At 68.6% G+C, this 23368-nt stretch carries 19 protein-coding genes and 2 pseudogenes; 9 read left to right on the top strand and 12 right to left on the bottom strand.

Annotated elements, in window-relative coordinates:
- Window positions 1–2208 (top strand): carbamoyl-phosphate synthase large subunit (gene carB, locus VJ655_RS15515; protein ID WP_324112597.1); only part of this gene is annotated, 2208 nt, incomplete at its 5' end.
- An 80-nt stretch (window positions 2209–2288) separates the two neighbouring features.
- On the opposite strand, the gene VJ655_RS15510 is transcribed toward carB, so the two are convergent.
- Window positions 2289–2627, bottom strand: coding sequence for a hypothetical protein (locus VJ655_RS15510; protein WP_324112595.1), 339 nt, complete (start codon window positions 2625–2627; stop codon window positions 2289–2291).
- Window positions 2628–2648: 21 nt separating this feature from the next.
- On the opposite strand from VJ655_RS15510, the gene VJ655_RS15505 reads away from it, so the two are divergent.
- Window positions 2649–4808, top strand: a complete 2160-nt coding sequence (locus VJ655_RS15505; RefSeq protein ID WP_324112593.1) for a hypothetical protein — start codon at window positions 2649–2651, stop codon at window positions 4806–4808.
- A gap of 227 nt (window positions 4809–5035) precedes the next feature.
- Here VJ655_RS15505 and VJ655_RS15500 read toward each other — a convergent pair whose 3' ends face one another.
- Genes VJ655_RS15500 through VJ655_RS15490 form a run of 3 tightly spaced genes read right to left on the bottom strand, consistent with a single transcriptional unit; the run spans window position 5036 to window position 7211 of the window.
- Window positions 5036–5764 carry a class I SAM-dependent methyltransferase gene (locus tag VJ655_RS15500; protein WP_324112592.1) on the bottom strand — a complete coding sequence of 243 codons (729 nt, stop codon included), beginning with the start codon at window positions 5762–5764 and terminating at the stop codon, window positions 5036–5038.
- Entirely contained in the window at window positions 5752–6201 is a 450-nt protein-coding gene (locus VJ655_RS15495) for a GtrA family protein (protein ID WP_324112590.1), read from the bottom strand. Before VJ655_RS15495 ends, VJ655_RS15500 begins: the two co-directional genes overlap by 13 nt.
- Entirely contained in the window at window positions 6198–7211 is a 1014-nt protein-coding gene (locus tag VJ655_RS15490; protein WP_324112588.1) for a glycosyltransferase family 2 protein, read from the bottom strand. Before VJ655_RS15490 ends, VJ655_RS15495 begins: the two co-directional genes overlap by 4 nt.
- A 228-nt stretch (window positions 7212–7439) precedes the next feature.
- On the opposite strand from VJ655_RS15490, the gene VJ655_RS15485 reads away from it, so the two are divergent.
- The 3 genes from VJ655_RS15485 to VJ655_RS15475 all read left to right on the top strand — a co-directional run bounded on the left by VJ655_RS15485 (window position 7440) and on the right by VJ655_RS15475 (window position 13589).
- Window positions 7440–11867 carry a M10 family metallopeptidase C-terminal domain-containing protein gene (locus VJ655_RS15485; protein WP_324112587.1) on the top strand — a complete coding sequence of 1476 codons (4428 nt, stop codon included), beginning with the start codon at window positions 7440–7442 and terminating at the stop codon, window positions 11865–11867.
- A gap of 235 nt (window positions 11868–12102) precedes the next feature.
- A complete protein-coding gene (locus VJ655_RS15480; protein ID WP_324112585.1) occupies window positions 12103–12888 on the top strand; it encodes a MipA/OmpV family protein in 786 nt (261 codons plus the stop codon).
- 5 nt (window positions 12889–12893) lie between these two features.
- On the top strand, window positions 12894–13589 hold the full coding sequence (locus VJ655_RS15475; protein ID WP_324112583.1) for a response regulator transcription factor: 696 nt from the start codon (window positions 12894–12896) through the stop codon (window positions 13587–13589).
- Here the strand turns inward: VJ655_RS15475 and VJ655_RS15470 are convergent.
- The 6 genes from VJ655_RS15470 to VJ655_RS15445 form a co-directional block, all read right to left on the bottom strand.
- On the bottom strand, window positions 13541–14590 hold the full coding sequence (locus VJ655_RS15470; RefSeq protein WP_324112581.1) for a HAMP domain-containing sensor histidine kinase: 1050 nt from the start codon (window positions 14588–14590) through the stop codon (window positions 13541–13543). The genes VJ655_RS15475 and VJ655_RS15470 overlap by 49 nt on opposite strands.
- Before the next feature lie 35 nt (window positions 14591–14625).
- Window positions 14626–15165 (bottom strand): ABC transporter substrate-binding protein, encoded by a 540-nt coding sequence (locus VJ655_RS15465; protein ID WP_324112579.1) that lies wholly within the window; start codon window positions 15163–15165, stop codon window positions 14626–14628.
- 39 nt (window positions 15166–15204) lie between these two features.
- Window positions 15205–15999 (bottom strand): VacJ family lipoprotein, encoded by a 795-nt coding sequence (locus tag VJ655_RS15460; RefSeq protein WP_324112577.1) that lies wholly within the window; start codon window positions 15997–15999, stop codon window positions 15205–15207.
- Window positions 16000–16110: 111 nt separating this feature from the next.
- Window positions 16111–18012 (bottom strand): excinuclease ABC subunit UvrC, encoded by a 1902-nt coding sequence (gene uvrC, locus VJ655_RS15455; protein ID WP_414646988.1) that lies wholly within the window; start codon window positions 18010–18012, stop codon window positions 16111–16113.
- 28 nt (window positions 18013–18040) lie between these two features.
- On the bottom strand, window positions 18041–18322 hold the full coding sequence (locus VJ655_RS15450; protein WP_324112575.1) for a type II toxin-antitoxin system RelE/ParE family toxin: 282 nt from the start codon (window positions 18320–18322) through the stop codon (window positions 18041–18043).
- Between the two features lie 3 nt (window positions 18323–18325).
- Window positions 18326–18646: a hypothetical protein gene (locus tag VJ655_RS15445; RefSeq protein ID WP_324112573.1), complete on the bottom strand. Its 321-nt coding sequence runs from the start codon at window positions 18644–18646 to the stop codon at window positions 18326–18328.
- Between the two features lie 149 nt (window positions 18647–18795).
- Here VJ655_RS15445 and VJ655_RS15440 point away from each other — a divergent pair, with 149 nt between their 5' ends.
- Window positions 18796–19416, top strand: coding sequence for a TIGR02466 family protein (locus VJ655_RS15440; RefSeq protein WP_324112571.1), 621 nt, complete (start codon window positions 18796–18798; stop codon window positions 19414–19416).
- A 10-nt stretch (window positions 19417–19426) separates the two neighbouring features.
- Here VJ655_RS15440 and VJ655_RS15435 read toward each other — a convergent pair whose 3' ends face one another.
- Window positions 19427–20059 (bottom strand): DUF998 domain-containing protein, encoded by a 633-nt coding sequence (locus VJ655_RS15435; protein WP_324112570.1) that lies wholly within the window; start codon window positions 20057–20059, stop codon window positions 19427–19429.
- Window positions 20060–20155: 96 nt separating this feature from the next.
- On the opposite strand from VJ655_RS15435, the pseudogene VJ655_RS21130 reads away from it, so the two are divergent.
- Window positions 20156–20228, top strand: a pseudogene (locus tag VJ655_RS21130) (hypothetical protein); the annotation flags it as partial.
- A gap of 46 nt (window positions 20229–20274) precedes the next feature.
- On the opposite strand, the gene VJ655_RS15430 reads toward VJ655_RS21130, so the two are convergent.
- Window positions 20275–21987 (bottom strand): M20/M25/M40 family metallo-hydrolase, encoded by a 1713-nt coding sequence (locus tag VJ655_RS15430; protein ID WP_324112568.1) that lies wholly within the window; start codon window positions 21985–21987, stop codon window positions 20275–20277.
- Between the two features lie 414 nt (window positions 21988–22401).
- Here VJ655_RS15430 and VJ655_RS15425 point away from each other — a divergent pair, with 414 nt between their 5' ends.
- Window positions 22402–22641, top strand: coding sequence for a flagellar basal body rod C-terminal domain-containing protein (locus VJ655_RS15425; protein WP_324112566.1), 240 nt, complete (start codon window positions 22402–22404; stop codon window positions 22639–22641).
- 347 nt (window positions 22642–22988) lie between these two features.
- Window positions 22989–23368 (top strand): annotated as a pseudogene (locus tag VJ655_RS15420) (DUF559 domain-containing protein); the annotation flags it as partial.

Here is a 23368-nt window from a genome sequence, read left to right as displayed (position 1 = left end):
GCCTTCGAGAAGTATCCGGGCTCCGAACCCCTGCTGACCACGGCCATGAAGTCGGTCGGCGAGGTCATGGCCATCGGCCGCACCTTCAAGGAAAGCGTCCAGAAGGCCCTGCGCGGCCTGGAGACCGGCCTGTCGGGCTTCGACGAGGTGCTGATCGACGGCGCCGATGATCCGGACACCGGCAAGGAAGCCGTCATTCGCGCGCTGGGCGCGCCCACGCCCGACCGCATCCGCGTCATCGCCCAGGCTTTCCGCCACGGCCTGACGGTCGAGGAGGTCAACGCCGCCTGCTCCTACGAGCCCTGGTTCCTGCGCCAGATCGCCGAGCTGATCCGCCAGGAAGGCTGGGTCCGCGCCGGCGGCCTGCCCAAGGACGCCGCGGGCTTCCGCGCCCTGAAGGCCCAAGGCTTCTCCGACGCGCGTCTGGCCAAGCTGACCGGCTCGGACGAGAAGACGATCCGCGCCGCCCGCCAGGCCCTGAACGTGCGCCCGGTGTTCAAGCGCATCGACAGCTGCGCCGGCGAGTTCCTGGCCTCGACGCCGTATATGTACTCGACCTACGAGACCGGCGCCCTGGGCCAGGTCCCGCAGTGCGAGAGCGACCCGTCCGACCGCAAGAAGGCGGTGATCCTGGGCGGCGGTCCCAACCGGATCGGCCAGGGCATCGAGTTCGACTATTGCTGCTGCCACGCGGCCTTCGCGCTGGACCAGATCGGCGTGGAGTCGATCATGGTCAACTGCAATCCCGAGACCGTCTCGACCGACTACGACACCTCCGACCGCCTGTACTTCGAGCCGCTGACGGCCGAGGACGTGCTGGAGCTGCTGCATGTCGAGATGAGCAAGGGGACCCTGGCCGGCGTCATCGTCCAGTTCGGCGGCCAGACCCCGCTGAAGCTGGCCCACGCCCTGGAAGAGGCCGGCGTGCCGATCCTGGGCACCAGCCCCGACGCCATCGACCTGGCCGAGGACCGCGAGCGCTTCCAGCAACTGCTGAACGGCCTCGACATCGCCCAGCCGGAGAACGCCATCGCCCGTACCTGGGACGAGGCCCGGGCCGAAGGCGAGAAGATCGGCTTCCCGTTCGTGATGCGTCCGTCCTACGTGCTGGGCGGCCGGGGCATGGAGATCATCCGCGACCACGACCACCTGGAGCGCTACATCGCCAACACCGGCGAGATCTCGTTCGAGCACCCGATCCTGCTGGACCACTATCTGAGCCGCGCCACCGAGGTCGACGTCGACGCCCTGTGCGATGGCAAGGACGTGTTCGTGGCCGGCGTGCTGGAGCACATCGAGGAAGCCGGCGTCCACTCGGGCGACAGCGCCTGCTCGATGCCGCCCTTCTCGCTGAAGGCCGAGACCATCGAGGAGCTGAAGCGCCAGACGGTGCAGATGGCCCTGGCCTTGAACGTCCGTGGCCTGATGAACGTGCAGTTCGCGATCGAGGAGCCGCACGGCGAAAACCCGCGCATCTACGTGCTGGAAGTGAACCCGCGCGCCTCGCGCACCGTGCCGTTCGTGGCCAAGACCATCGGCCAGCCGGTGGCCGCCATCGCCGCCAAGATCATGGCCGGCGAGACCCTGGCCAGCTTCGGCCTGAAGGACGTTCCCTACGACCACATCGCGGTCAAGGAAGCGGTCTTCCCGTTCGCCCGCTTCGCCGGCGTCGACACGGTGCTGGGCCCGGAAATGCGCTCGACCGGCGAGGTCATGGGCCTGGACTGGCAGCGCGAAGGCGAGGCGACCATGGGTCCGGCCTTCGCCCGCGCCTTCGCCAAGAGCCAGTTGGGCGGCGGCGTGAAGCTGCCGACCAAGGGCGCTGCGTTCGTCTCGGTCAAGGAAAGCGACAAGCCCTGGATCGTCGAGCCGGTCCGCTTGCTGCAGCAGGCCGGCTTCACCGTCCTGTCGACCGAGGGCACCCAGGCCTATCTGGCCACCCAGGGGCTCAAGGTCGAGCATGTGAAGAAGGTCCTGGAAGGCCGCCCGCACATCGTCGACGTGATGAAGAACGGCGGCGTCCAGCTGGTGTTCAACACCACCGAGGGCAAGCAGGCGCTGGAGGACAGCTTCGAGATCCGCCGCACGGCGCTGATGATGAAGGTGCCCTACTACACGACGTCCGCCGGCGCCCTGGCGGCGGCCCAGGCCATCGCCGGCGCCCCGGAAGAGGCCTTGGACGTGCGCCCGCTGCAGAGCTACCAGTAACCGAAGTTCCTCTCTCTCACGGGCGAGGGCGAAGACAGCATCCGCCGCGACAGCCCAACCGCTGTCGCGGCGGGTTTCGTTTAGGCGGGCCCCTCCGGATCCAATGGCTCATCGTCCTCGTCCGGCCGGGGCACGGCTGTTTCGGCCGGCGGAGGGGGCGGGGGATCGGCGGTGAAGAAGGCGCCGAGCAGCAACAGCATGCCGGCCATCGGCGCCATCGCGCGGCGGGCGCGCTTGCTGGTCCCGACGATCCAGACCCCCAGCGGGACGAGCAGCGCCGCGATGGCGATCAGGATCAGCGTGGCTTGGTGTTCGGTCATCGGAAGGATGTGAGAGCGCCGCCCGTCAAGCGCAACCTTGGGAGGCGACAGCGCGCTCTGCCCGGGGTGTCCCTGCGCGCGTTCGATGCTATTCAGCACCCCAGTCTTCCAGGGGAATCCATGCGGTCGCCGAAGTCTTTTTCACTTGAGCAGGTCGCGTTCGCCGCCGTCCTGACGATCGTTCCGCTGCTGCTGTGCGGCTTCATGTTCGGCTTCGACATTCCGCTGGCCACGGCCAAGTTCTGGAGCCTGCCCAAGGGCGACATGGCGGCGATGACGACGGCCTACGAGGCCTATGTCCGCCAGCCCTGGACCTTCCCGATCACCATGGTCTCGGGGCTGACCCCGGCGCCGGTGTCGATCGTGTTCAGCGACAGCGTTCCGTGGTTGTCGGTCGTGCTGAAGGCGTCGGGCCTGGGGCCGCTGTTCAACCCGATGGGCGTCTTCCTGATGCTCTCCTATCCGCTGCAGGCCTGGTCGATGGTCGCGCTGCTGCGGGGGCTGGGCGTCACCGATCGCGCGCCGCTGCTGATCGGCGGCCTGTTTGCGCTGCTGTTCCCGGCCTGGATCGCGCGGCAGTTCGGCCACATCGCGCTGAGCGGCCACTGGGTGATCCTGCTCGCCCTGGCCGTGACGGTGTCGTCGATCCGCTTCGGCCTGACCTGGAGGCGGGTGGGACTCTTCGCGGCCCTGGCGGCGCTGGCCACGGGGATCCACGCCTATCACCTGGTCCCGGTCGGCGCCGGCTTCGGCGCGGCCCTGCTGTCGGAGCTGCTGCAACGCCGTAACGGCGCGTGGACGCGCGTTCCCGCGGCCGCGCTCGCGGTGGTGGCGGCCACCCTGCTGGCCGCCTTCGTGCTGGGCTACGGCGGCGGGACGACGGCCAGCGGCGGGGCTGCGGCGCTGGGCTATTATTCGATGAACGTCCTTGGACCGGTGTGGCCCCAGGCCTCGAAGGTCTTCGGCCAGGACTGGCTGGGCGGCTGGTTCCGCGGCACGCTGGATCCCAACGGCGGCCAGTACTTCGAGGGCTTCCAGTTCCTGGGCGTGGGCGCGCTGGCGCTGATCGCCATCATGCTGGCTCCGCTGCTGCTCGACGCGGCCGCGCACCGCCGGCCCAAGCCCGTCTTCTGGCTGCGCTGGGGGCCGCTGATCCTGATCATGACCGCGCTGGCCGCCTGGGCGGTGGGCTGGAACGTCTATGTCGGCAAGGACTTCGTGGCCGCCGTCCCCAAGCCCAGCGGCAAGCTGGCCGACATGATCAGCGTCTACCGCGCCCACGGCCGCTTCTTCTGGACGCCGGGCTATCTGCTGCTGGCCGTGGCGATCAGCCAGGTCAGCCGCCTGCCGCGCCGGATCGGCCTTGCTCTGCTGAGCCTGGCCTTGGTCGTCCAGGCCTATGACAGCAGCGAGCTGCGCCAGGGCGTGCGGACCACCTTCGGCGCGCCCGACACCCTGGACATGCCGCCCGCCTTCGCCGCCAGCCCGGCGATCCGGGGGCGGCCGTGGGTGTTCCGGCCCAGCTACCACTGCAGCCTCTCCCAGATCGACCTGCGGGCCATTGGCCAGATGGTGCTGGTCGCCGAGCGGGCGGGCGGGACCACCAACACCTTCGGCACGGCGCGCAGCAACGACGCCCCTTGCGAGGACCTGCAGCTGGACCTGACCCGCGACGCCGCCCCGGGCGACCGCCGGATCACGGTGGTCACCAGCAACGGTCAGCTGGAAGGCGGCGCGCTGCAACCGTTCGCCCAGCGCAGCGACTGCTATCGCTTCAAGCGCGGGGTGATCTGCGGCCGCGACCTGGGCGGCATCGAGGGGCTGGCGCCGGTGGCGCCCGGGGCCCTGGCGGCCACCCACGAGCCGGTGACGTCGATCCGCCTGGACCAGCCCCCGCGTCCCGCCGCCCTGATCTCCGGCTGGGCGGAGCTGGACCCCGGCGGCAAGGGCATCTGGACCAACGGCGCCAAGGCCATGTTCACCCTGAACGCGCCCGAGACCATCCGCCCGAGCGGCTTCTATCTCGAGGTGGTGGCCACCGCCTTCTCGGACGAGCCGCTGCGGCCACAGCGGGTCACGCTCTACGCCAATGAGCATCGGCTGGAGACGCAGAACATCGAGGTCGGCGCCTTCAACTCGTATCACTTCACCGTTCCGGCCAACGTCGTCGCGCCCGGCCAGCCGGTGTGGTTCATGTTCGAGCTGCCCGACGCCCGGACGTCCGCCGTCGATCCGCGCAAGCTGGGCATCGCCGTGCAGGAGCTGAAGGTGCTGAAGTAGGGGCGGCGACGAGGATCCGGTCCGGATATTCCAACACCCCCGACCTCCCCGGCGCCCGACCTCCCGGCGAATGCCGGGGGGTAGATTCATCCGGTGAGATTTGGGATGGCGCGCCATCGCGCGGCTCCTGCGGGAGGAGCGCTCGTGGGTTCGATCTGGGTCCCGGCGTTCGCCGGGAAGGTCGGGTTTATCGGGACCCTTGCGCCGTCGCCTTGGCGCGGGAGTTCCTAGGCTCCCTTCCGCGCGATCACCGCGATCGACAGGCCGAAGGGAAGGCCCGGGCCGGTGGCCAGCGGGGCCTCCAGGCTGAACACGCCGGTCAGGGCCTTGTTCAGCCAGGCCGGCGGCATGGCGTCGTCGGCGCTTTGGTCGCCTAGGAGTCGCTTGGCCGTGCGCTGGATGGCGGCCAGGGGGAACAGCAGGCTGTTGAAATAGGTGGCCGCCTCGACCGTCAGCCCCGCCTGTTCGAACAGGGCGCGATAGGCCGGCAGCAGGTAGCGGCGCTTGTGATGGTGCAGCACGTCGTGGTGGCTCCACATCCACGGATAGGCCGGCACGGTGGTCAGGATCGCCCCGCCGGGCCTGACCAGGCGCGCCAGGGCCCGGACCGAGCCGGCGTCGTCGTCGACATGCTCGATCACATCGAAGGCGCAGACCAGGTCGAAGCTCTCGGGCGCGTAGGGCAGGCCGTCGGGCAGGAGGCCGGTGTCGATCGCCAGGCCCAGGCGCTCGCCGGCGTAGGCGCGCGACTCGTCGTCCGGCTCCAGCGCCGCGACGGTCCCGAACTCGCGCAGCAGGGGGACGTTGCCGCCCGCGCCGCAGCCGACCTCCAGGATCTTCGCGCCCGGCGGCGGGGCCAGGCGCTGGAGCAGGCGGCGCAGGATCCTGCGCCGGCCGACGAACCACCAGTGGTCGGTCTCCAGGTCGCGGATGCGGTCGTAGATCAGGCGTTCCATGCGGCCTTCCTGCCCGAATTCGGGTCGTGGGCGAAGACCCAGAAGTGGCTGAGCAGGAACAAGGTCCCGGTGTAGCTGACGACCGCCGCGCCCTGGGCGGCCACATCGAAGACCGTCCCGTGCGGCGCGGCCCAGCGCGCCAGGGTCAGGACGCCCTGGTTGACGGCGAAGGCGACGGCCACGGCGACGGCGTAGCGGACGGGCGCCTTGGGCCTGGCCTGGCGGTCGCGGAACACGAAGAGCTTGCTCAAGGCGAAGCTGACGCAGATCCCGACCGCGTAGCCGACGGCGTTGGCCAGGTGGGCCGAGAGATGCAGCCCCACGTCCAGGGCCACGATCACCGAGAAGCCGACCAGGGTGTTGACCACGCCCGCCAGGCCGTAGCGCAGGGCCGAGATCAGGAACTCGCGCCGGGCCGGCGTCAGCAGGGCGCTCACGCGCCGGCGTCCTCGTTCGACCCGAAGCCGTAGCGGTCCATGACCACGTACAGCGGACGGCCCTTCACCTCCTGATAGATGCGGGCGACGTATTCGCCCAGCGCGCCGATCGCCAGCATCTGCAGGCCAAAGCCCAGCAGGATCACCACCATCAGCGACGGATAGCCGGGCACGTCGCGGCCGAACAGCAGGGTGCGTAGGATGATCATCCCGGCCCAGGCCGCCGCCAGCACGCCGGCCGCCAGGCCGACATAGCTCCACACCCGGATCGGCGCGGTGCTGAACGAGGTGATGCCGTCCAGGGCGAAGTTCCACAGCTTCCAGTAACGCCACGAGCTGGTCCCGGCCGCGCGCTCGGGGCGGGCGTAGGGGATGGCCTCCTGCCGGAAGCCGACCCAGGCGAACAGCCCCTTCATGAAGCGGTTGCGCTCGGGCAGCTGGCGCAGCACCTCGACCACCCGCCGGTCCATCAGCCGGAAGTCGCCGGCGTTGTAGGGCAGGTCGACGTCCGACAGCCGGTTGAACGCACGGTAGAAGCCCTGGGCCGTGAAGCGCTTCAGCGGCGAGTCGGCCTTGCGGTCGACGCGGACGCCGTAGGCGACGTCGGCCCCGTTCTCCCAGGCCTCGACGAAACTGCCGATCAGCTCGGGCGGGTCCTGCAAATCAACGTCGATCGGCACCACCATGTCGCCGGTCGCCGCGTCCAGCCCGGCCGACAGGGCGGTCTCCTTGCCGAAGTTGCGGGCCAGGTTGATGACCTTGACGCGCGGGTCGCTCTGATGGCGGCGCAGCAGCACCGCCAGGGTGTGGTCCCGGCTGCCGTCATTGACGCAGACGATCTCGTAGTCGACGCCCAGCCGGGAGAGCTCATCCTCGATCCGATCGAAGAACAGGTCCAGCACCTCCTGCTCGTTGAAGCAGGGCGCGACGATCGACAGCCGCTTGCCCGCGCGCGAGCGGGATGGAGCGGCCAGAGGCGGCAGGGCGGGGGACGCGGCAGGCGAAACCATGCCGACGGGTTTAGCGGTCTTGCGCGCGAAGGGCGAGGGGGAGGGCGCGACGAGGCCGCCGAGACTAGGCGTCTCAGAAAAATCGCCAGGTGTCTCAGAGTCGCGAGGCGCCCCCCGCGTGTGCTTGACATCGCGCGAGCCGGCCCCGAGAAGTCGCCCAAAAGTAGAGCGCCACCCGAACGCCAGAGCCTGGGCGGCGCTGGCGTATGACGAGTGGAGTGCGCGTTCATGACGACGACGACGGCGAACGGCCTGAGCGGAACGACCTCGATCGATCAACTGCTCTACGGACGCAAGTGGGCCGGCGCGAGCCTCACCGTCGCCTTTCCGCAGAACCCTTCCGAGGTCGGCTATTCGGTCAATGCGGGCTATTTCCACAATCTGACCTCGAGCGACCAGTCCGCCGTCCTGGCGATCCTGCAGAAGTGGGCCAATGTCAGCGGCCTGACCTTCACCCAGGTGAGCGACGGGGCCTCCGCCGACATCTCGATCTATTGGTATGACAGCCCGGACAATACCTATGCCCGGGTGGCGCAGGCGCTGGACGACTCGCGCGAGGGTGGAGACATCCAGCTGGGCGGCATGCTCTACGGCTCGGCGATGGACGCCGGGAGCCGGGAGTATTTCCTGGTCCTGCAGACGATCGGCCTGGCCCTGGGGCTGAAGGCGCCCAGCACCGACGTCAACGGCTCGCCCTTCTCCGACAGCGTCTACATGTCGGACAGCGTCATGAGCCAGTTCAGCTATTCGGGACAGACCGACGGTCCGTACCGCATGGACTACGGCAACTATCCCGGTGGCCCGATGCGGAACGACATCGCGGCGATCCAGTATCTGTACGGTCCCAACAACGCCGCGAGCGGTGATACGACCTACATGTTCGACTCGTCCGCGCCGGTGGTCTTCCAGACGGTGTCTGATGGCGGCGGTAACGACACCCTCTTTTTCGGCGGCTACAGCACCGACCTGTCGATCGACCTGCGCGCCGGCCACTGGAGCGATCTGGGGGGGCAATATGCGCAGCTCGACTATGGCGCCCCCGCGGTCAAACCGCCGGGCAACATCATCATCGCCGGCTCGGATGCGCGCTATGTGATCGAGAATGTCCAGGGCGGCCTCGGCAACGACACCCTGATCGGCAACGCGGCGGACAACCAGCTTCGCGGCAACCGGGGCGATGATGTGCTGAAGCCGGGGGCGGGCGCCGACAAGCTCACCGGCGGCGAGGGGAACGACACCTTCGACTTCTCCGATGGCGATGGCGGTCGCAAGGAGATCACCGACTTCTCGGCGGGTGACACGATCAAGCTGCGCGACGTCGTGGCGGGCGGCGTCATCGCCCAGGGCGACGGGGCGGGCCTGACCGCCGGCCAGGCCGCCTTTGGTACGGACGGAACCAACGCCGTGCTGCGCGTGGGCCTGGACGCCACGCCCGGCGCCGACCTGACGATCGTGTTCTCCAGCGGCCTCGTCGGCTTCGACAACCTGTCGCTCAGCGGCCAGACGATCAGCTATGTCGCCGACGCCACCGCGCCCAAGGTGGCGTCGGTGGCCGCGCCCGCCGACGGCGGCTACGCCGCCGGCCAGAGCCTGACCTTCACCGTCGCCTTCCACGAGGCCGTCTACGTCACGGGAACGCCGCAGCTGGGCCTGACGATCGGCTCGACCGGGCGCCAGGCCAGCTATGTCAGCGGCTCGGGGACGAACAGCCTGGTCTTCAGCTACGCCGTCCAGAACGGAGAGCTGGACGCCAACGGTATCACCATCGGCGGCCTGGGGCTGAACGGCGGAGCGATCGCGGACGGGGCGACCAACAACGCCACCCTGACCCTGAACAACGTCGCCTCGACCACGGGCGTGCTGGTCGACACCGTGGCCCCCACGGTCGCCATGACCGGAGCGCCCTCGGCGGGGACCTATATCGCGGGCCAGAACCTCGACTTCACCGTCAATTTCAGCGAGGCGGTGGTCGTCACGGGCGCGCCGCACCTGGCCCTGGCGATCGGAACCAGCGTCCGTTACGCCGACTATGTCAGCGGGTCGGGGACCAGCAGCCTTCTCCTTCGCTACACGATCCAGAGCGGCGAGCAGGACGCCAACGGGATCACGGTCGGCTCGCTGTCGTCGAACGGCGGGGCCGTCAAGGACCTGGCCGGCAACGACGCCGACCTGACCCTGAACAATCTGGCGTCCACGGCGGCGGTCCTGGTCGAAGCCGTGAGGCCCTTCAGCCTCTCGGTCGACGCTCCGGCGCCGGGACTCTACAAGGCCGGCGACGTCCTGACCGTCATCGCCAGCTTCAACGAGTCGGTCATCGTCACCGGGTCGCCGCAGCTGGCGCTGATGATGGGGTCGGCCACCCGCCTGGCCGACTATGTCATCGGCTCGGGAAGCAACGCCCTCGTCTTCCGCTACACGGTCCAGAGCGGCGACCAGGACACCATGGGCGTCCGCATCAACGACCTGACGCTGAACGGCGGGACGCTGAAGGACGCGGCCGGCAACGACGCCTCGCTGACCGTCCGCGGCTCTTCGAGCGCGAGGGTCGATGCGGTCGACCCGGTCGTCTCCTCGGTCTCGGTCCCCGCGGCGGGCGTTTACAAGGCCGGCGCGGCGCTGGATTTCACCGTCGATTTCGCCGAGGGGGTCACCGTCACCGGCGCGCCGCAACTGGCGCTGACCGTCGGCTCGACCGTCCGCCAGGCCGCCTATGTCAGCGGGTCGGGCGGCTCGGCGCTGGTGTTCCGCTACACCGTCCAGAACGGCGAGACGGACCTCGACGGAGTCGCCGTTGGAACCCTGGGGCTGAACGGCGGGACGTTGAAGGACGCGGCCGGTAACAGCGCCAACCTGACGCTGAACGCCGTCGGCTCCACCTCGAACGTGCTGGTCAACACCGCGTCGGCGGCCATCACCTCGGTCACGGGGCCGGGCGCGAAAACCTACAAGGCCGGCGAGGCCCTCGATTTCACCGTCGCCTTCAGCGAGGCGGTGACGCTGACCGGCGCGCCCAAGCTGACCGTGACGCTCGACTCCGGCGGGACCGCCGAGGCCAGCTATTTTTCGGGCTCGGGCACGAACACGCTCACCTTCCGCTACATCGTCCAGGCGGGGGACGCCGACGCCGACGGCGTGGGGCTGGGCAATGCGATCAACCTGAACGGCGGCGCGATCAAGGACGGGGCCGGCGGCGCCGCCGTCGTCACCGGCTTCACCCCGCCGGGCCTGGCCAACGTCAAGGTCGACGCGGTCGCGCCCCTGGTCCAGTCGATCGCCCGCGTCGGCGCGGCGGTCAGCAACGCCACGACCCAGGCGTTCACCATCACCTTCAGCGAGGCGGTGGTCGGTCTCTCCGCCGCCGACTTCGTCCTGACCAAGACCGGCTCGGCCAACGGGACGGTCGCCAGCGTCACGGGCTCGGGCTCGACTTACACGGTCAATGTCGACTCGGTCACCGGCAGCGGGACCTTGCGGCTGGACCTGAACGCCGGGGCCGTCATGGACGCGGCCGGCAACGCGAACGGGGCGGGCTTCACCGGCGGCCAGACCATCACCATCGACAACACCCCGCCCGCCGCGCCGACCCTGGCGGTGGTGGCCGGCGACGACCGGATCAGCGCCGGCGAGGTCTCGGGCCTGGTCCTGAGCGGGACGATCGAGGCCGGCGCCACGGTGGCGCTCACCCTGGGCGGTGTCGCCAAGACCGCCAGCGTCAGCGGCACGACCTGGAGCTATGCGGTCACCCAGGCCGACATCGACGCTCTGGGCGCGGGAAGCAAGGCCATCGCCGTCACCGCCACCGACGCGTTGGGCAATGTCAGCGCGGCGGGCGGTCGGACCGTGACCATCGACGCCGGCGCCCTGACGCCCGCGCCGCAGCCCGACCCCGAGCCCACGCGTCCGCCGACCCTCTCCGACATCGCCACCCGGCCGACCGCCCAGCTGATCGAGCTGGTGCTGGAAAGCCTGAAGATCACGCCCAGCTCGACCAAGACCTCCAACGCCACGATCACCCTGCCGGACGGGACGCTGGCGCCCAGCACGGCCGCTCAGGTGCTGGCCGACGTCAACGCCGCCATCGCCGCCTACAAGGCCGGCCTGATCAGCCAGCCTTTGTTCGAGGAGCGCCTGACCCAGGCGGTGGCGCCGACCACCGGGGTGGCGCACGACGCCTACACGTTCTTCACCGGCTCGGCCCCGACCCGCGCGGGCATGACCTGGCTGATCGACTCGCCGGACAATCCCAGCGACCTGACCGACGGCTACTACGCCCGGTTCAGCGTCGAGAACCGCTACATCAACTTCGCGGTCAATCTGGGCAAGTTCGGCGAGGGGCGGATCGCGTTCGAGTCCAAGTACGGCGGCCTCATCTTCGCCGACGCCGTGGCCAAGGCCTATGGCGAGATCATCGGCGTGGCCGAGGCCCAGGGCGCCGGCGTCGATGTCCCGGCGGCGCTCCGCTACATCCAGTCGCAAGAGGCCTATTTCCGCGCGCTGGGCGGCGATGACCTGGGCGCCAAGGCGGCGATGGCCGGCTTCATCCTCAGCGTCGGCGAGAGCTTCCACGTGGGCAAATACTACGAAGCCCTCGAAGACTATGTCGTCGCCTCGATCGTCGGCGCGGCGAGCGCCTCGCCGGCGTGGGACCTGGGGTAGGGGGCTGCAAAACCGCGCCCGGCGGAAGAAACCCTGGCGCATCACGTTATGCGGGTCCGCTTGGCGCCAAAAGCGGACCTTGGCGCTTGGCTAGAATGTGGACGCGCCAAAAGCGATCTAGAAGACGGAGGACCTGCCGTCCCTCGCGCAAAGCGTGCGACTGAAAGCTCCATGTAAGCTTGAGCTCGCATAGCCCGACCGCCGCACGAACGCGGACTTGTCGGACCTGAGTAAGATGAAGCTCCCCCTTCTGACCCTGAGCCTGATCCTTTCGGCGGCCAGCGCCGCGCGCGCCCAAGACGACGACGGCCTGCGCCTGTCCCTGGGCGTGGCTGGCGCCTATCGCCCCGAGTTCAAAGGCTCCAAGGACTATGAGTTCAAGCCCCTGCCCTTCGTAGCCCTGCGCTATGGCCGGGGCGACTACTACGTGGCCCTCGAAGGCCCCTCGCTGCGCGCCAATCTCGTACCCGGCGGGTTCGTGGAAGCCGGTCCGGTGATCGCCTATGAGCGCGGCCGCGACGATAACATCAAGAACCTGACCGTGCGCCGTTTGGGCGAGATCGACGCCGCCGTGAACGCCGGCGTGTTCATCCGCAAGCGCTTCGACGTCGGGCAGGACGCCTTGTCGGTCGGGATCGAGGCCCTGACCGACACCGGCAAGGTCCACGAAGGCAAGCTGGCGCACTTCGAGGTCGCTTACGACCGTCAATTGACCGACCGCTGGAGCCTGGGTGTGGACGCTTCGGCGACCTGGGCCGACCGCAAGTACATGCGGACCTATTACGGCGTCTCGGCGACCGAGGCTGCGGCCAGCGGCTTGACGCCCTACGCCGCCAAGGCCGGGGTTGAGTCCGTGGATGTCGGCGCCAGCCTGCGTTACCAGATCAGCGATCGCTGGAGCGCCCTGGCGCGGGGCGGCTATAGCCGGCTCGTTGACAGTGCGGCCGACAGCCCCATAGTCGCCCGCGAGGGCTCCGCCAATCAGGGCCAACTCGTCTTCGCCCTGCTGTACAGCTTCTGACACCCATGCGCGCCCTGCTGATCGAGGACAATGTTCGGCTCGGCGAAGCGACCACCCGGTCGTTGGTCAAGGCCGGCTTCACGGTCGACCTCTTCGACACGCTAGAAGACGGCTGGCACGCCTGGCGTAGCATGACCTACGACGTGGTGATCCTCGACATCATGCTGGGTCGCGAAAACGGGCTGGACCTGCTGGCCCAGGCTCGCGCCGCCGGCCTGCGCACACCGGTCCTGATGCTGACCGCCCTGGGCAGCGTCGACCAGCGGGTTCAGGGGCTGGAGCGCGGCGCCGACGACTATCTGATCAAACCCTTCGCGATCGAAGAACTGGTGGCGCGTCTGCGGGCGCTGGGACGTCGGCCGGCCTTGACGGCCGACGTCCTGCGCTACGGCGACCTGGAGTACGACCAAGGCGCGCGCGAGATTTGCGTCGGTGAGGCGCGCCTGCCGCTGTCGCGGGGCGAAAGCATCGTGCTGGAGCGCTTCCTGCGCCATCCCGACCGTGTCGTGACCAAGGCTCAACTAGGCGACAGCCTGCACAGCCTGGACCAGGACTACACCGACAACTCCATCCAGGTGCACGTCCATCGCGTGCGCCGCAAGATGGCCGAGCTGGGCGCCGACGTGACGATCCGCGCCCTCCGGGGTCTGGGCTACATGGCCGTCCGGTTACCGCCCGCGGGAACCGGCGCGACCGACTGATCGCCGCGATGGCCTTGCGGCCGGAAATCGAGCTCGAAACACGCGCCGCGCTCGACGGAAGCCAACCGCGCCACGCCGCCGTGCCGCTCCATGATCTGGCGCACGATCGACAGGCCCAGGCCAGCGCCAGCCCCGTTTGGGTTCCCACGGCTGAAGCGTTCGAACACCCGATCCCGGATTTGGTCCGACACGCCAGGCCCATCGTCACTGACCCGCACCACGGCGTCGGCGGTGACCGCCACGAGGATCTCGACGCCGGGAGGCGTATGGCGGACGGCGTTCTCAAGCAGATTGCGCAGAGCCGTCTCCACAAGCCCGGCCTGGCCGTCGAGCGTGAGCGCCTGGACCGCGCTGTCGAAGCTGAGCGTCCGACCGCTGGACAGGATGAAGCTGGCCATATCGCTGGCCACGTCTTGCGACAGCGCGACCAGGTCGAAGCGCGTATCGGCGTCCAAGGCGCCGCCCTCGGCCTCGGCCAATGCGAGGAGCTGGGCGATCAGTCGACCCAGCCGTTCGAACTCCTCGCTGGCCGCCTGGCGCTCGCCCGGCTCGAGCAGGCTCTCGACCTGGGCCCGCAACGTCGCCAGCGGCGTGCGGAGCTCGTGGGCGGCGTTGGCCGAGAAATCCCGCTGCGCGCGCAGACCGGTCTCCAGCCGATCGAGAGCGGCGTTGAAGGCCTCGACCAGCGGGGCGACCTCGCGCGGCGCACTCTCGACCGGCAGGCGGGCGTCTATGGTCGCGGGACCGATGTCGCCGGCCAGCCTCGACAGGCGCCGCAGAGGCCGAAGGCCGATGTGCAGGGTCAGATAGACGCCGACCATCACCAGGCTCACCAGCAGCAGGATCTCCGTCGCGCTGTTGGTGGTCTCAGCCCACAGGCGCGCCGGTTGAACGCGCTGAAGCAGCGACATGGCGTGTTCTTCGGGCGTGTCGCCGTTGGCCATGGCGAACAGGATCGTGGCGGCGACCGCCAGTAGGACCAGCGGCGCGAGCATCCGCATCAGGGACGGTCCGCCTAGTGTTCGAGGCAGAAGCATCAAGGCGCGGCGCGGCGTCGACATGTTTCTCCCTTGCGCTGGCGTCCCCTCGACCGGTGCGCGTCGACCAGCCAGATTCCGCGATATTCCATGTCGATCAGCCGCCATCCACCCACCGATCGCAAGACGCGCCAGGATATCTGGATCGGCGCGAAGGCGCGGCGGTCCCGGATGGTGAAGCGGACAACGACTTCATCAAGCTTGGGAGCCGTCGATCCCAGCAGGGTGAAATCGTCGGCGCACCCGCACCAAAGCCGTCCGTCATAGGCGCGTCCGACATGGGAGGCGAGCGTCGCCGCGAAGCGCTGTCGCCGCGCCGGCGTCAGCCGGGAAGCGCGAGCGCCTAGGATCAGGTCTGTGACACGTCCGACGTCCGCGACCCGGACCATGGCCGAAGCGAAGGCCGCCGCCCGCCTGGACGGGGTCAGGGTCGCGTCGGCCATGATGCTTAGAAAATCCCGCGCGGTCTCGGCCACGAAGGCTTCGGCTTCCGGCTGGCCGACGAGGATCGGCCATGGCGCGGGCAGCGCGCATTCCATGAGAACGCGCCAAGGACTGAAGCGATAGGTCATGCCGGATCAGGGCTCGATCTTGGCCGCGTCGAAGTCTGGCAGCACTTGGGCGCCGCCGCGAGCCTGGCGAACCATGTCCGCTCGATTCTGCAGGTAGGCGGACCGCATCATCGCATAGGGATCCGCCGCGTCGTCCAGGGCGCGAAGAAAGCCGTCGGCGTTGGCGCGTCCGTCGAGCATGGTGGCGCTAGAGCGGATGGGGCCGAACATTTTCGGACCGCCAGCCGTGGCCATGGCGACGGGATCAGTCATCATATCGACCAACTGGCCGACGCCGTCTCGCAAGGTGGTCGGCCCCATCAGCGGCAGGACCAGATAGCGCCCCGAACCGGCGCCGTAACGTCCCAGGGTCTGGCCGAAATCACCCTGGTGGCCTTCCAGGCCCAGCTTGCCGCCAACGTCGAACAGGCCAAGCCCCCCGACCGTCGTGTTGATCAGAAAGCGCGAGGCCGTCACGCTGGCCGCGCGCGGGCGACCCTGAGCCAGATCGTTGATGGCGGTGCGCGGCTCGGCCAAGTTGGCCACGAACGAGGACACCCGGCCGCGAACGACACGCGGCGTCACCTTCATGTACCCCCGTCCGATCGGCCCGATTAGGATGCGGTCGAGGCCCTGATTGAATTTGAAGGTCTTTCGGTTGAACCCTTCCCATGGATCGTGTGCGAGGGGACCGACTTCCCGCGTCAATTCAAGCGGGAGTTCAGGGAGGGCTTTCGCCAGAGCGTGGTGCGGCGCGGCGTATGCCAAGGTCAGGCTGGTGATCAGCCCGAGGCGACGGGCGGCGGAGAACGACTTGGTCATGACGTTGGGCTCCAGGAAGGATGCCCAGCCCTATGGCCGCCGTAGCTTGCTTGAAGCTTTCTGTGTGAGACGTCCCCTCCGCAGTGTGCGGGATGGCGCCAGAACTCCCCCTCACCCCTTCCGGAAAAACCCGAAAATCCGCTCGGCCAGGGCCTGGCTGACGCCCTCCACCTTGACCAGGTCCTCGACGCTCGCCCGGCCCACGCCCTTCGCCGAGCCGAACGCGTGGAGCAGGGCCTTCTTGCGGCCCGGGCCGACGCCTTCGATCTCGTCGAGGGGGTTCTTCTTCAGGTCCATGCTGCGGCGGGTGCGGTGGGCGCCGATGGCGAAGCGGTGGGCTTCGTCGCGCAGGCGCTGGAGGTAGTAGAGCACCGGCGACTTGGGCTCGAGCATGAAGGGCGGCTGGCCGGGCAGGAAGAAGCGCTCCAGGCCCGCGTCGCGGTCGGGGCCCTTGGCCACCCCGACGACGGCGATGTCGTCGACGCCAAGGTCGGCCATGATCTCCAGGGCCGCGTCCAGCTGGCCCTTGCCGCCGTCGACCAGCACGAGGTCGGGGCGATTGTCGCTGTCGCCCTCTTCCTCCTCCTTGACCAGGCGGGCGAAGCGGCGCTTCAGCACCTCCTTCATCATGCCGTAGTCGTCGCCGGGGGTGAGCTCGGTGGAGCGGATGTTGAACTTGCGGTACTGGCCCTTCATGAAGCCTTCCGGCCCGGCCACGATCATGCCGCCGACGGCGTTCGTGCCCTGGATGTGGCTGTTGTCGTAGACCTCGATCCGCTCGGGCGGGGCCTCCAGCTTGAAGGCCTCGCAGACGCCGGCCAGGAGCTTGGTCTGGGCGCTGCCCTCGGCCATCTTGCGGCCAAGCGCTTCGCGCGCATTGGTCAGGGCGTGGGTCACGAGCTCGGCCTTCTCGCCGCGCTTGGGGACGCTGATCTCGACCTTGCGGCCGCTCTTGACGCAGAAGGCCTCGGCCAGCAGGGCCGCCTCGGCGGGTTGCACGTTGGTCAGGATCAGGCGCGGGATCGGCTTGTCGTCGTAGAACTGGCCGAGGAAGGCGGTGATGATCCGCTGCTCCTCGGTGACGCCTTCTTCCTCGGATTCATCCGCCGCGCCGGTGATGCGGGGGAAGTAGGCGCGGTTGCCCCAGTTCTGGCCGGCGCGGAAGAAGAACACCTGCACGCAAGCCTGGCCGCCCTCGACGTGCAGGGCCACGACGTCGGCCTCGTCGACGGTCTCGGGATTGATCTGGGTCTCCTGGGCGACGCTGGACAGGGCGCGGATGCGGTCGCGCAGGCGGGCGGCGCGCTCGAACTCCAGGTCTTCGGCCGCTTCCTCCATCTGCTTTGCCATGGAGGCGATCACCGCGCGGGACTTGCCCCGCAGGAAGGCCTCGGCCTGGTCGACCAGGGCCTGGTAGTCGTCCTTGCCGATCAGGCCGGTGCAGGGGGCGGCGCAGCGCTTGATCTGGTGCAGCATGCACGGCCGGTCGCGGGTCTCGTAGACGCTGTCGCTGCACGAGCGGAGCAGGAAGGCCTTCTGCAGGGTGTTCAGCGTGCGGTTCACCGCCCAGGCGCTGGCGAACGGTCCGAAATAGTCGCCCTTGATCGTGTGGGCGCCGCGGTGCTTCCGGAGTTGAGGGGCGTCGTGGTCGCGGCGGATGACGATCTCGGGGAAGCTCTTGTCGTCGCGCAGCAGCACGTTGAAGCGCGGTTTCAGCTGCTTGATCAGGTTGATCTCGAGCAGCAGGGCGTCGGCCTCGGTGCGGGTGGTGACGAACTCCATGGACCGCGTCGCGTCGACCATGTGGGCGATGCGGTTGGTGTGGAAGCGACCCTGGGCGTACTGGACGACCCGCTTCTTCAGGCTCTTGGCCTTGCCGACGTACAGCACCTCGTCGGCCTCGCCGATCATCCGGTAGACGCCGGGCGCGTCGGGCAGGCGCGTAACCTCGTCCTTGATCAGGGCGGCGCCGGAGAGGCGAGGGGCGTCGGTGTCGGAGGTCGTATCGGTCACGAGGCAGATATAGGCGAGTCCGGAGGAGTCAGCGATCTTCCAGGGCGTGATGGATCCGGGCGATCGTTACGCGGTCGGGGCGGACCCGATAGCTAATGACATAGGTCCAGGTTCGAAAGGGGACGACGAACTCGCGCATGGCGCTGATCTTGGAAATTCGGCCTCGTTCGGGAAAGTCGCGGAGGCTGTTGAAGGCTGTTCGGAGCGTCACGCCAAGCGCTTTGGCGTAAGGTGCGTCGCGATCGGCAAGCCAGGTTTCAAGACGTTCGAGATCGGCCCAGGCGGGGCCAGCGATAATGATCCGCCGCACCGATCAGCGCTTTTGCCCGAAATTCAAAAGCCGAGCCTCGACCTGTTCCCAGGGAACGCCGCCTGTTCGATCGGCCTCGTCGCAGATCGCCTCGAGTTCCCGCCAATAGGCGACGTCGCGCTGGCGGAAACCGTCGCCGTCCGGATCGTGAACGAGCGCTCCGGTCCACGAAGCTTCATTCTCTCCGAAGCCGGGCTGTTCGACGGCGCGTTGAAGAATCCCGAGCGCATATGCCTCCACGCTCTGGCCCGCCGCCTTGGCGCGCGCCCGAAGGCTCTCGGTGAGCGTGGCGTCGATCTCCAGGGTCATGTCGCCGTTGGCCATGTTCTGACTATGTTCCAGTCGTCGTTTGTCGTCAACGCACTCCGGCGCCCCGAAGGCCAATGCAAGCATTGGCCGGGCCCCTTGTCTGGCGCGTGACGGTCGCCAAAACCGGTTTCCACTTTTGGCTGTCACGCTCTATGACGCGCGCCATGACCACGCGCTCGCTCTTCGCCACCCCGATCTATCAAGCCAGCCTCGCCGGCGAGAAGGGCTTCGAGGCCTTTGTCGACGATCTGCACGACGCCTGCGTCGCCATCGCCGAGGAGGACGAGGCCGGTCAGGCCTGGGCCTACAACAAGGGCTATCTAGGCTACACGTCCTACGCCTCGCTGGACGACCTGCCCCAGCGCGACAGCCTGTTCGCCGAGCTGAAGAAGAAGCTCGACAAGCACGCGGCGGCCTTCGCCAAGGACCTGTGCTTCGACCTGGCGGGCGGCAAGCTGGTCATGGACAGCTTCTGGATCAACATCCTGGAGCCGGGCGGCCAGCACACCGGCCATATCCACCCGCACAGCGTGATCTCCGGCACCATCTACGTGACCATCCCGCCGGGCGCCTCGGCCCTGAAGTTCGAGGATCCGCGCCTGCCGATGATGATGGCCGCGCCCAACCGCCTGGCCGATGCGCCCGAGACGCTGCAGCCGTTCGTCTATGTCCAGCCGACGCCGGGAACGATCCTGATGTGGGAGAGCTGGCTGCGCCACGAGGTGACGCCCAACCAGGCCGACGAGCAGCGGATCAGCGTCAGCTTCAACTACGCCTGGCGGTAGGAGCGCGGCGTCAGGCCGAGGCGGCCTCCAGCTCGGCCGTCAGGGCCTCGCGCCAGCCCTTTTCCAGCGTCCAGGCCGCCACCGCCAGCCACAGCAGGCCCAGGAACGCGTGGCCGCGCTGCCAGTAGCCGACGTCGTGGCCGGTGCGGACGTTCCAGACGCCGGTCAGCAGGGCGAAGACCAGCAGCAGCCCCAGGAACCAGCCCAGCGAGAAGTTCGCCAGCCTTTGATGGCCGGGCTTGCCCCACAGGGCCCAGGCGGTGAACAGCGGGGCGAACTGGATGGCCAGGCCCACGCCGCAGGCGCGGTGCATGGGGTCGGGCCAGTGGAAGATCCCGGCGAAGACGGCGCCAAGGCCCGTCAGGGCCACGAACAGGCCGGCGAAGGCCGACACCACCCGGCGGCCGCCGGCGTGCTCCAGGGCGTGGGTGAAGCCGGCGCCGGCGAACAGCCCCGCGATCCCGGCGATGATCATGCCGATATTGAACACCGCCGGCATCGGCGCGGCGGGTCCGCCCAGCTCGCTGATGAACTGGGCGCCGGCGTCGAAGCCGGGGAACAGCCGCTGGGCGATCGCGACGTCGGCCACCATCACGGCCGGCGCGATCACGCCGATCTTCAGGAAAGCGCCGGTGCGGAGCAAGGGAGGGGTCTCGGCGGGAAGGGGAGTTTGAAAATCGCTCTGGGCGCGGGCGTGGTCAATGGCCGCGAGGCCGCTCCATCCCACAATAGCTATCGTCATCCCGGCCGCGGCGTAGCGGAGAGCCGGGACCCAGGGGCGAGCGGCCGTGCGCCGGCCCGTGGGTCCCGGATAGCCTCTGCGAGGCTTCCGGGATGACGAGCTATTTTGGGTCTGACTTACTTCGCCGCCGACGGATGACCCGCCGGGGCGAAGGCGGCGCCGAAGAAGTCGCCCTTCTTCCAGACCGGGCGGGCCGGGGTGTTGGCCAGCTCGCGGGCGATCTCGTAGTTGACCAGGGCGAACTTGGCGGCCGCCTGGTAGTCGATCGGCTGGTTCAGGTCGTCGCCCGGGTGGTGGTAGTTGGTCTTCAGGAAGGTGGTGAAGGCCTTCTCGCCGCCGTTCTGGAAGCCGGTCATCAGGAACACCGACGGAATCCCCTGCTCGACGAAGCGGTAGTGGTCCGAGCGGGTGAAGAGGCCCTCTTCCGGCAGCGGGTCGCCGGACAGCGCCACGCCCACGCGGCCGGCGGCGTGCTTGACGGCCTCGCCCACGGTCGAGCGGTCGGCGCCGAACGCGATCACGTCGGTGAACGGGTACAGCAGCACCGGCATGTCCAGATTCACGTCGGCGGCGATGTCGGTCTTCTTCACCGTCGGGTTGTTGGCGAAGTAGTCCGATCCGACCAGACCCTTCTCCTCGCCGGTCACGGCCAGCAGGATGATCGAGCGCTTGGGGCGGACCTTGGTGTTCTTGAAGCCGCGCGCGACCTCCAGCAGGGTCGCGATCCCGGAGGCGTTGTCGAGCGCGCCGTTGTTGATGCGGTCCTCGCCGGGCTTGGCGTTGTCCTTGATCCCGATGTGGTCCAGGTGGGCCGACAGGATGACGGTCTGGGCCTTCAGCGTCGGGTCCGAGCCCTCGATCACGCCGACGACGTTGCTGCTTTCGCGCTTCTCGATCTCGGTCTTCAGGACGACCTTGGCCTTGGCGGGGAGGGCGAAGCCCTTGACCGCGCCCGCCGGGGTCTCGGCCTCGGCCAGGACCGACGCCAGCGGCGTCGCCGCGCCCGCGAACAGCTTTTCCGCGCCGGTCAGGCTGATCGTCGCCAGGGACGGAGCGCCAGGCGCGCGGATGGCGCCGACGTCCTGGGCGTTGCGCCAGATCACGCGCCATTCCTTCATGCCGGCCAGGCCGCGCGCGAAGGGGCGGCGCTTTTCGCCGCTGGTCGTCGGGATGGTCAGCACGCCGATCGCGCCGCGCTTGGCCGCTTCGCCCCGCTTGGTGTTGGGGTTGCTGAGGTGGGCGCGCTCCTCGGTCTGGATCGAGGACGGGGCGCCGGTCAGCATGACGACGATCTTGCCCTTCACGTCCAGGCCCGCGTAGTCGTCGCGGCCGCGCGTCGGGTCGACGACGCCATAGCCGACGAACACCAGCGGCGCGTCCAGCGCCACGTCGGCGGCCTGGGCCTGGGCGTTCGGCAGGTAATCCTCGCCGTACTTCAGGGCCACGGTCTGGCCGTCCGCGCCAGTCAGGGTCAGCACGCCCTCGTCCGCCGGGCGGAAGGCCAGCAGCGGGACGTGCTGCTGGTACGAAACGCCCCCTTGGGCGGTCTTGTCGCCGGCCGGCTTGACCCCCAGCAGGGCGTATTGGGCCGCGACGTAGTTGGCGGCGATGTCGTAGCCGCGCGTGCCGGCTTCGCGGCCCTCCATGGCGTCGTCGGCCAGGAAGCTCATGTGGGCCTTGATGGCCTCGGGCGAGGGGACGAAGTCGGAGCCGGCGGCCGCCTTGGCCGGGGCGTGGACGGCGGGCTTGGGCGGAGCGGCCGCGAGGACCGGTTGCGCGACCATGAGCAGGGCGGCGCTGGCGAGCGCGACGCGACGCGTGAACGACATTCTGGAGAGGCTCCTAGGGGCGTGACAGCCAAGGTGTGGGCGGTTTGGCGGTCTGACGCTCCATCCGGAAAAATGGAGCAGGCCCCCCGGCCGCGACGGGGGCGAACCATGTCGGGACGATGACGGCTTGTCGAGACGGCGCCGCCTGAACGTTTTGTAATGTTGGGCAGGATCTTCCAACCTGAACGGCGTTCTCCGCGGACGCGTCGGCGGCGTTCGCGCGATCGTTGAGCGGTTCGCCCCAGGCCAACAGGGTTACCGGCAGATTCACCCTGTTCCAGAGTCCCTAGCGGAAACCGGATTTGTGGTTAACCGGCGCTAAAAAAGATGACCAAGACGTAAATTTTACCATCTTTGGTTGCGAGCGCTTAACCCAACCGGCCGGATAACTCACGTCGACAACGGAGGACGCCTATGCAGGCTCTCGCCATCGCCGCCGCCGGTATGAACGCCGCCGCCAACCGCCTGAGCGCCAGCGCCCAGCGGGTCGCCTCGGCCGACGCTCACGCCGAAAAGGTCGAGCAGCTCAAGGACGTGGACTACGTCAAGGAGCGGACCGAGCAGATCAGCGCCGGGCATGACTTCAAGGCCAACGCCGCGGTCATCAAGACCGCCGACGAAATGACCGGCCCGCTGCTCGACCTGAAGGTCTAGGCCGCCTCACCCGTTCGAGTTCGCGCCGTCCCGGATCGCTGGATCCTGCCGAGGCCCGGACTCCACCCCCCGCCAGACGCCCGCGTGCGCCCCCTATGCCGAGGGCGTCTGGCCGCCGCCTCCCGCAGCGCCCCCTATGTTTGCGGGAGGCGGCCCCTGACTCCCGCTGCATTCCCCTTCTCCCCTTGCGGGAGAAGGTGTCGCCCCGGACTTGATCCGGGGTGACGGATGAGGGGTTGAAGACAGGATCCGCCGCGAAACTGCGGCTGATGTTCGCCGATAGGTCCGCGCGACCCCTCACCCGACCGCCTTCGGCGGCCACCCTCTCCCGCAGGGGGAGAGGGGTTGCGGTTGGCGATTGTTCCCGTATTGTTCCCTTTATGGCGGAGCACTCCAGACAACTCGCCTTTGCAAGACGTTTACGACGGGACGCGCCCTCGACGGAAAAGCTGCTGTGGCGCCTGTTGCGCGATCGCCGACTGGATGGTCTCAAGTTCCGCCGCCAACTGCCGATCGGCCGATATGTGGCTGACTTCGTCTGTCTGCGGCATCGTCTGATCGTCGAGGCGGATGGGCCGCATCACGATGAGGGCCGTGACGCCCAACGGGACGCCTGGCTCGCGACGCAGGGCTTTCGCGTCCTGCGATTCAGGAACGAATTGCTGAACGATCCTGACCGGGTTCTCGGCGTGATCTTGGAAGCGATCGCCGTTCCCCCTTCTCCCCT

Source organism: Caulobacter sp., assembly GCF_035254145.1.
Classification (GTDB): domain Bacteria; phylum Pseudomonadota; class Alphaproteobacteria; order Caulobacterales; family Caulobacteraceae; genus Caulobacter.
Note: the sequence above shows the minus strand (reverse complement) of the source record. Positions and strands in the feature narration are given on the sequence as shown.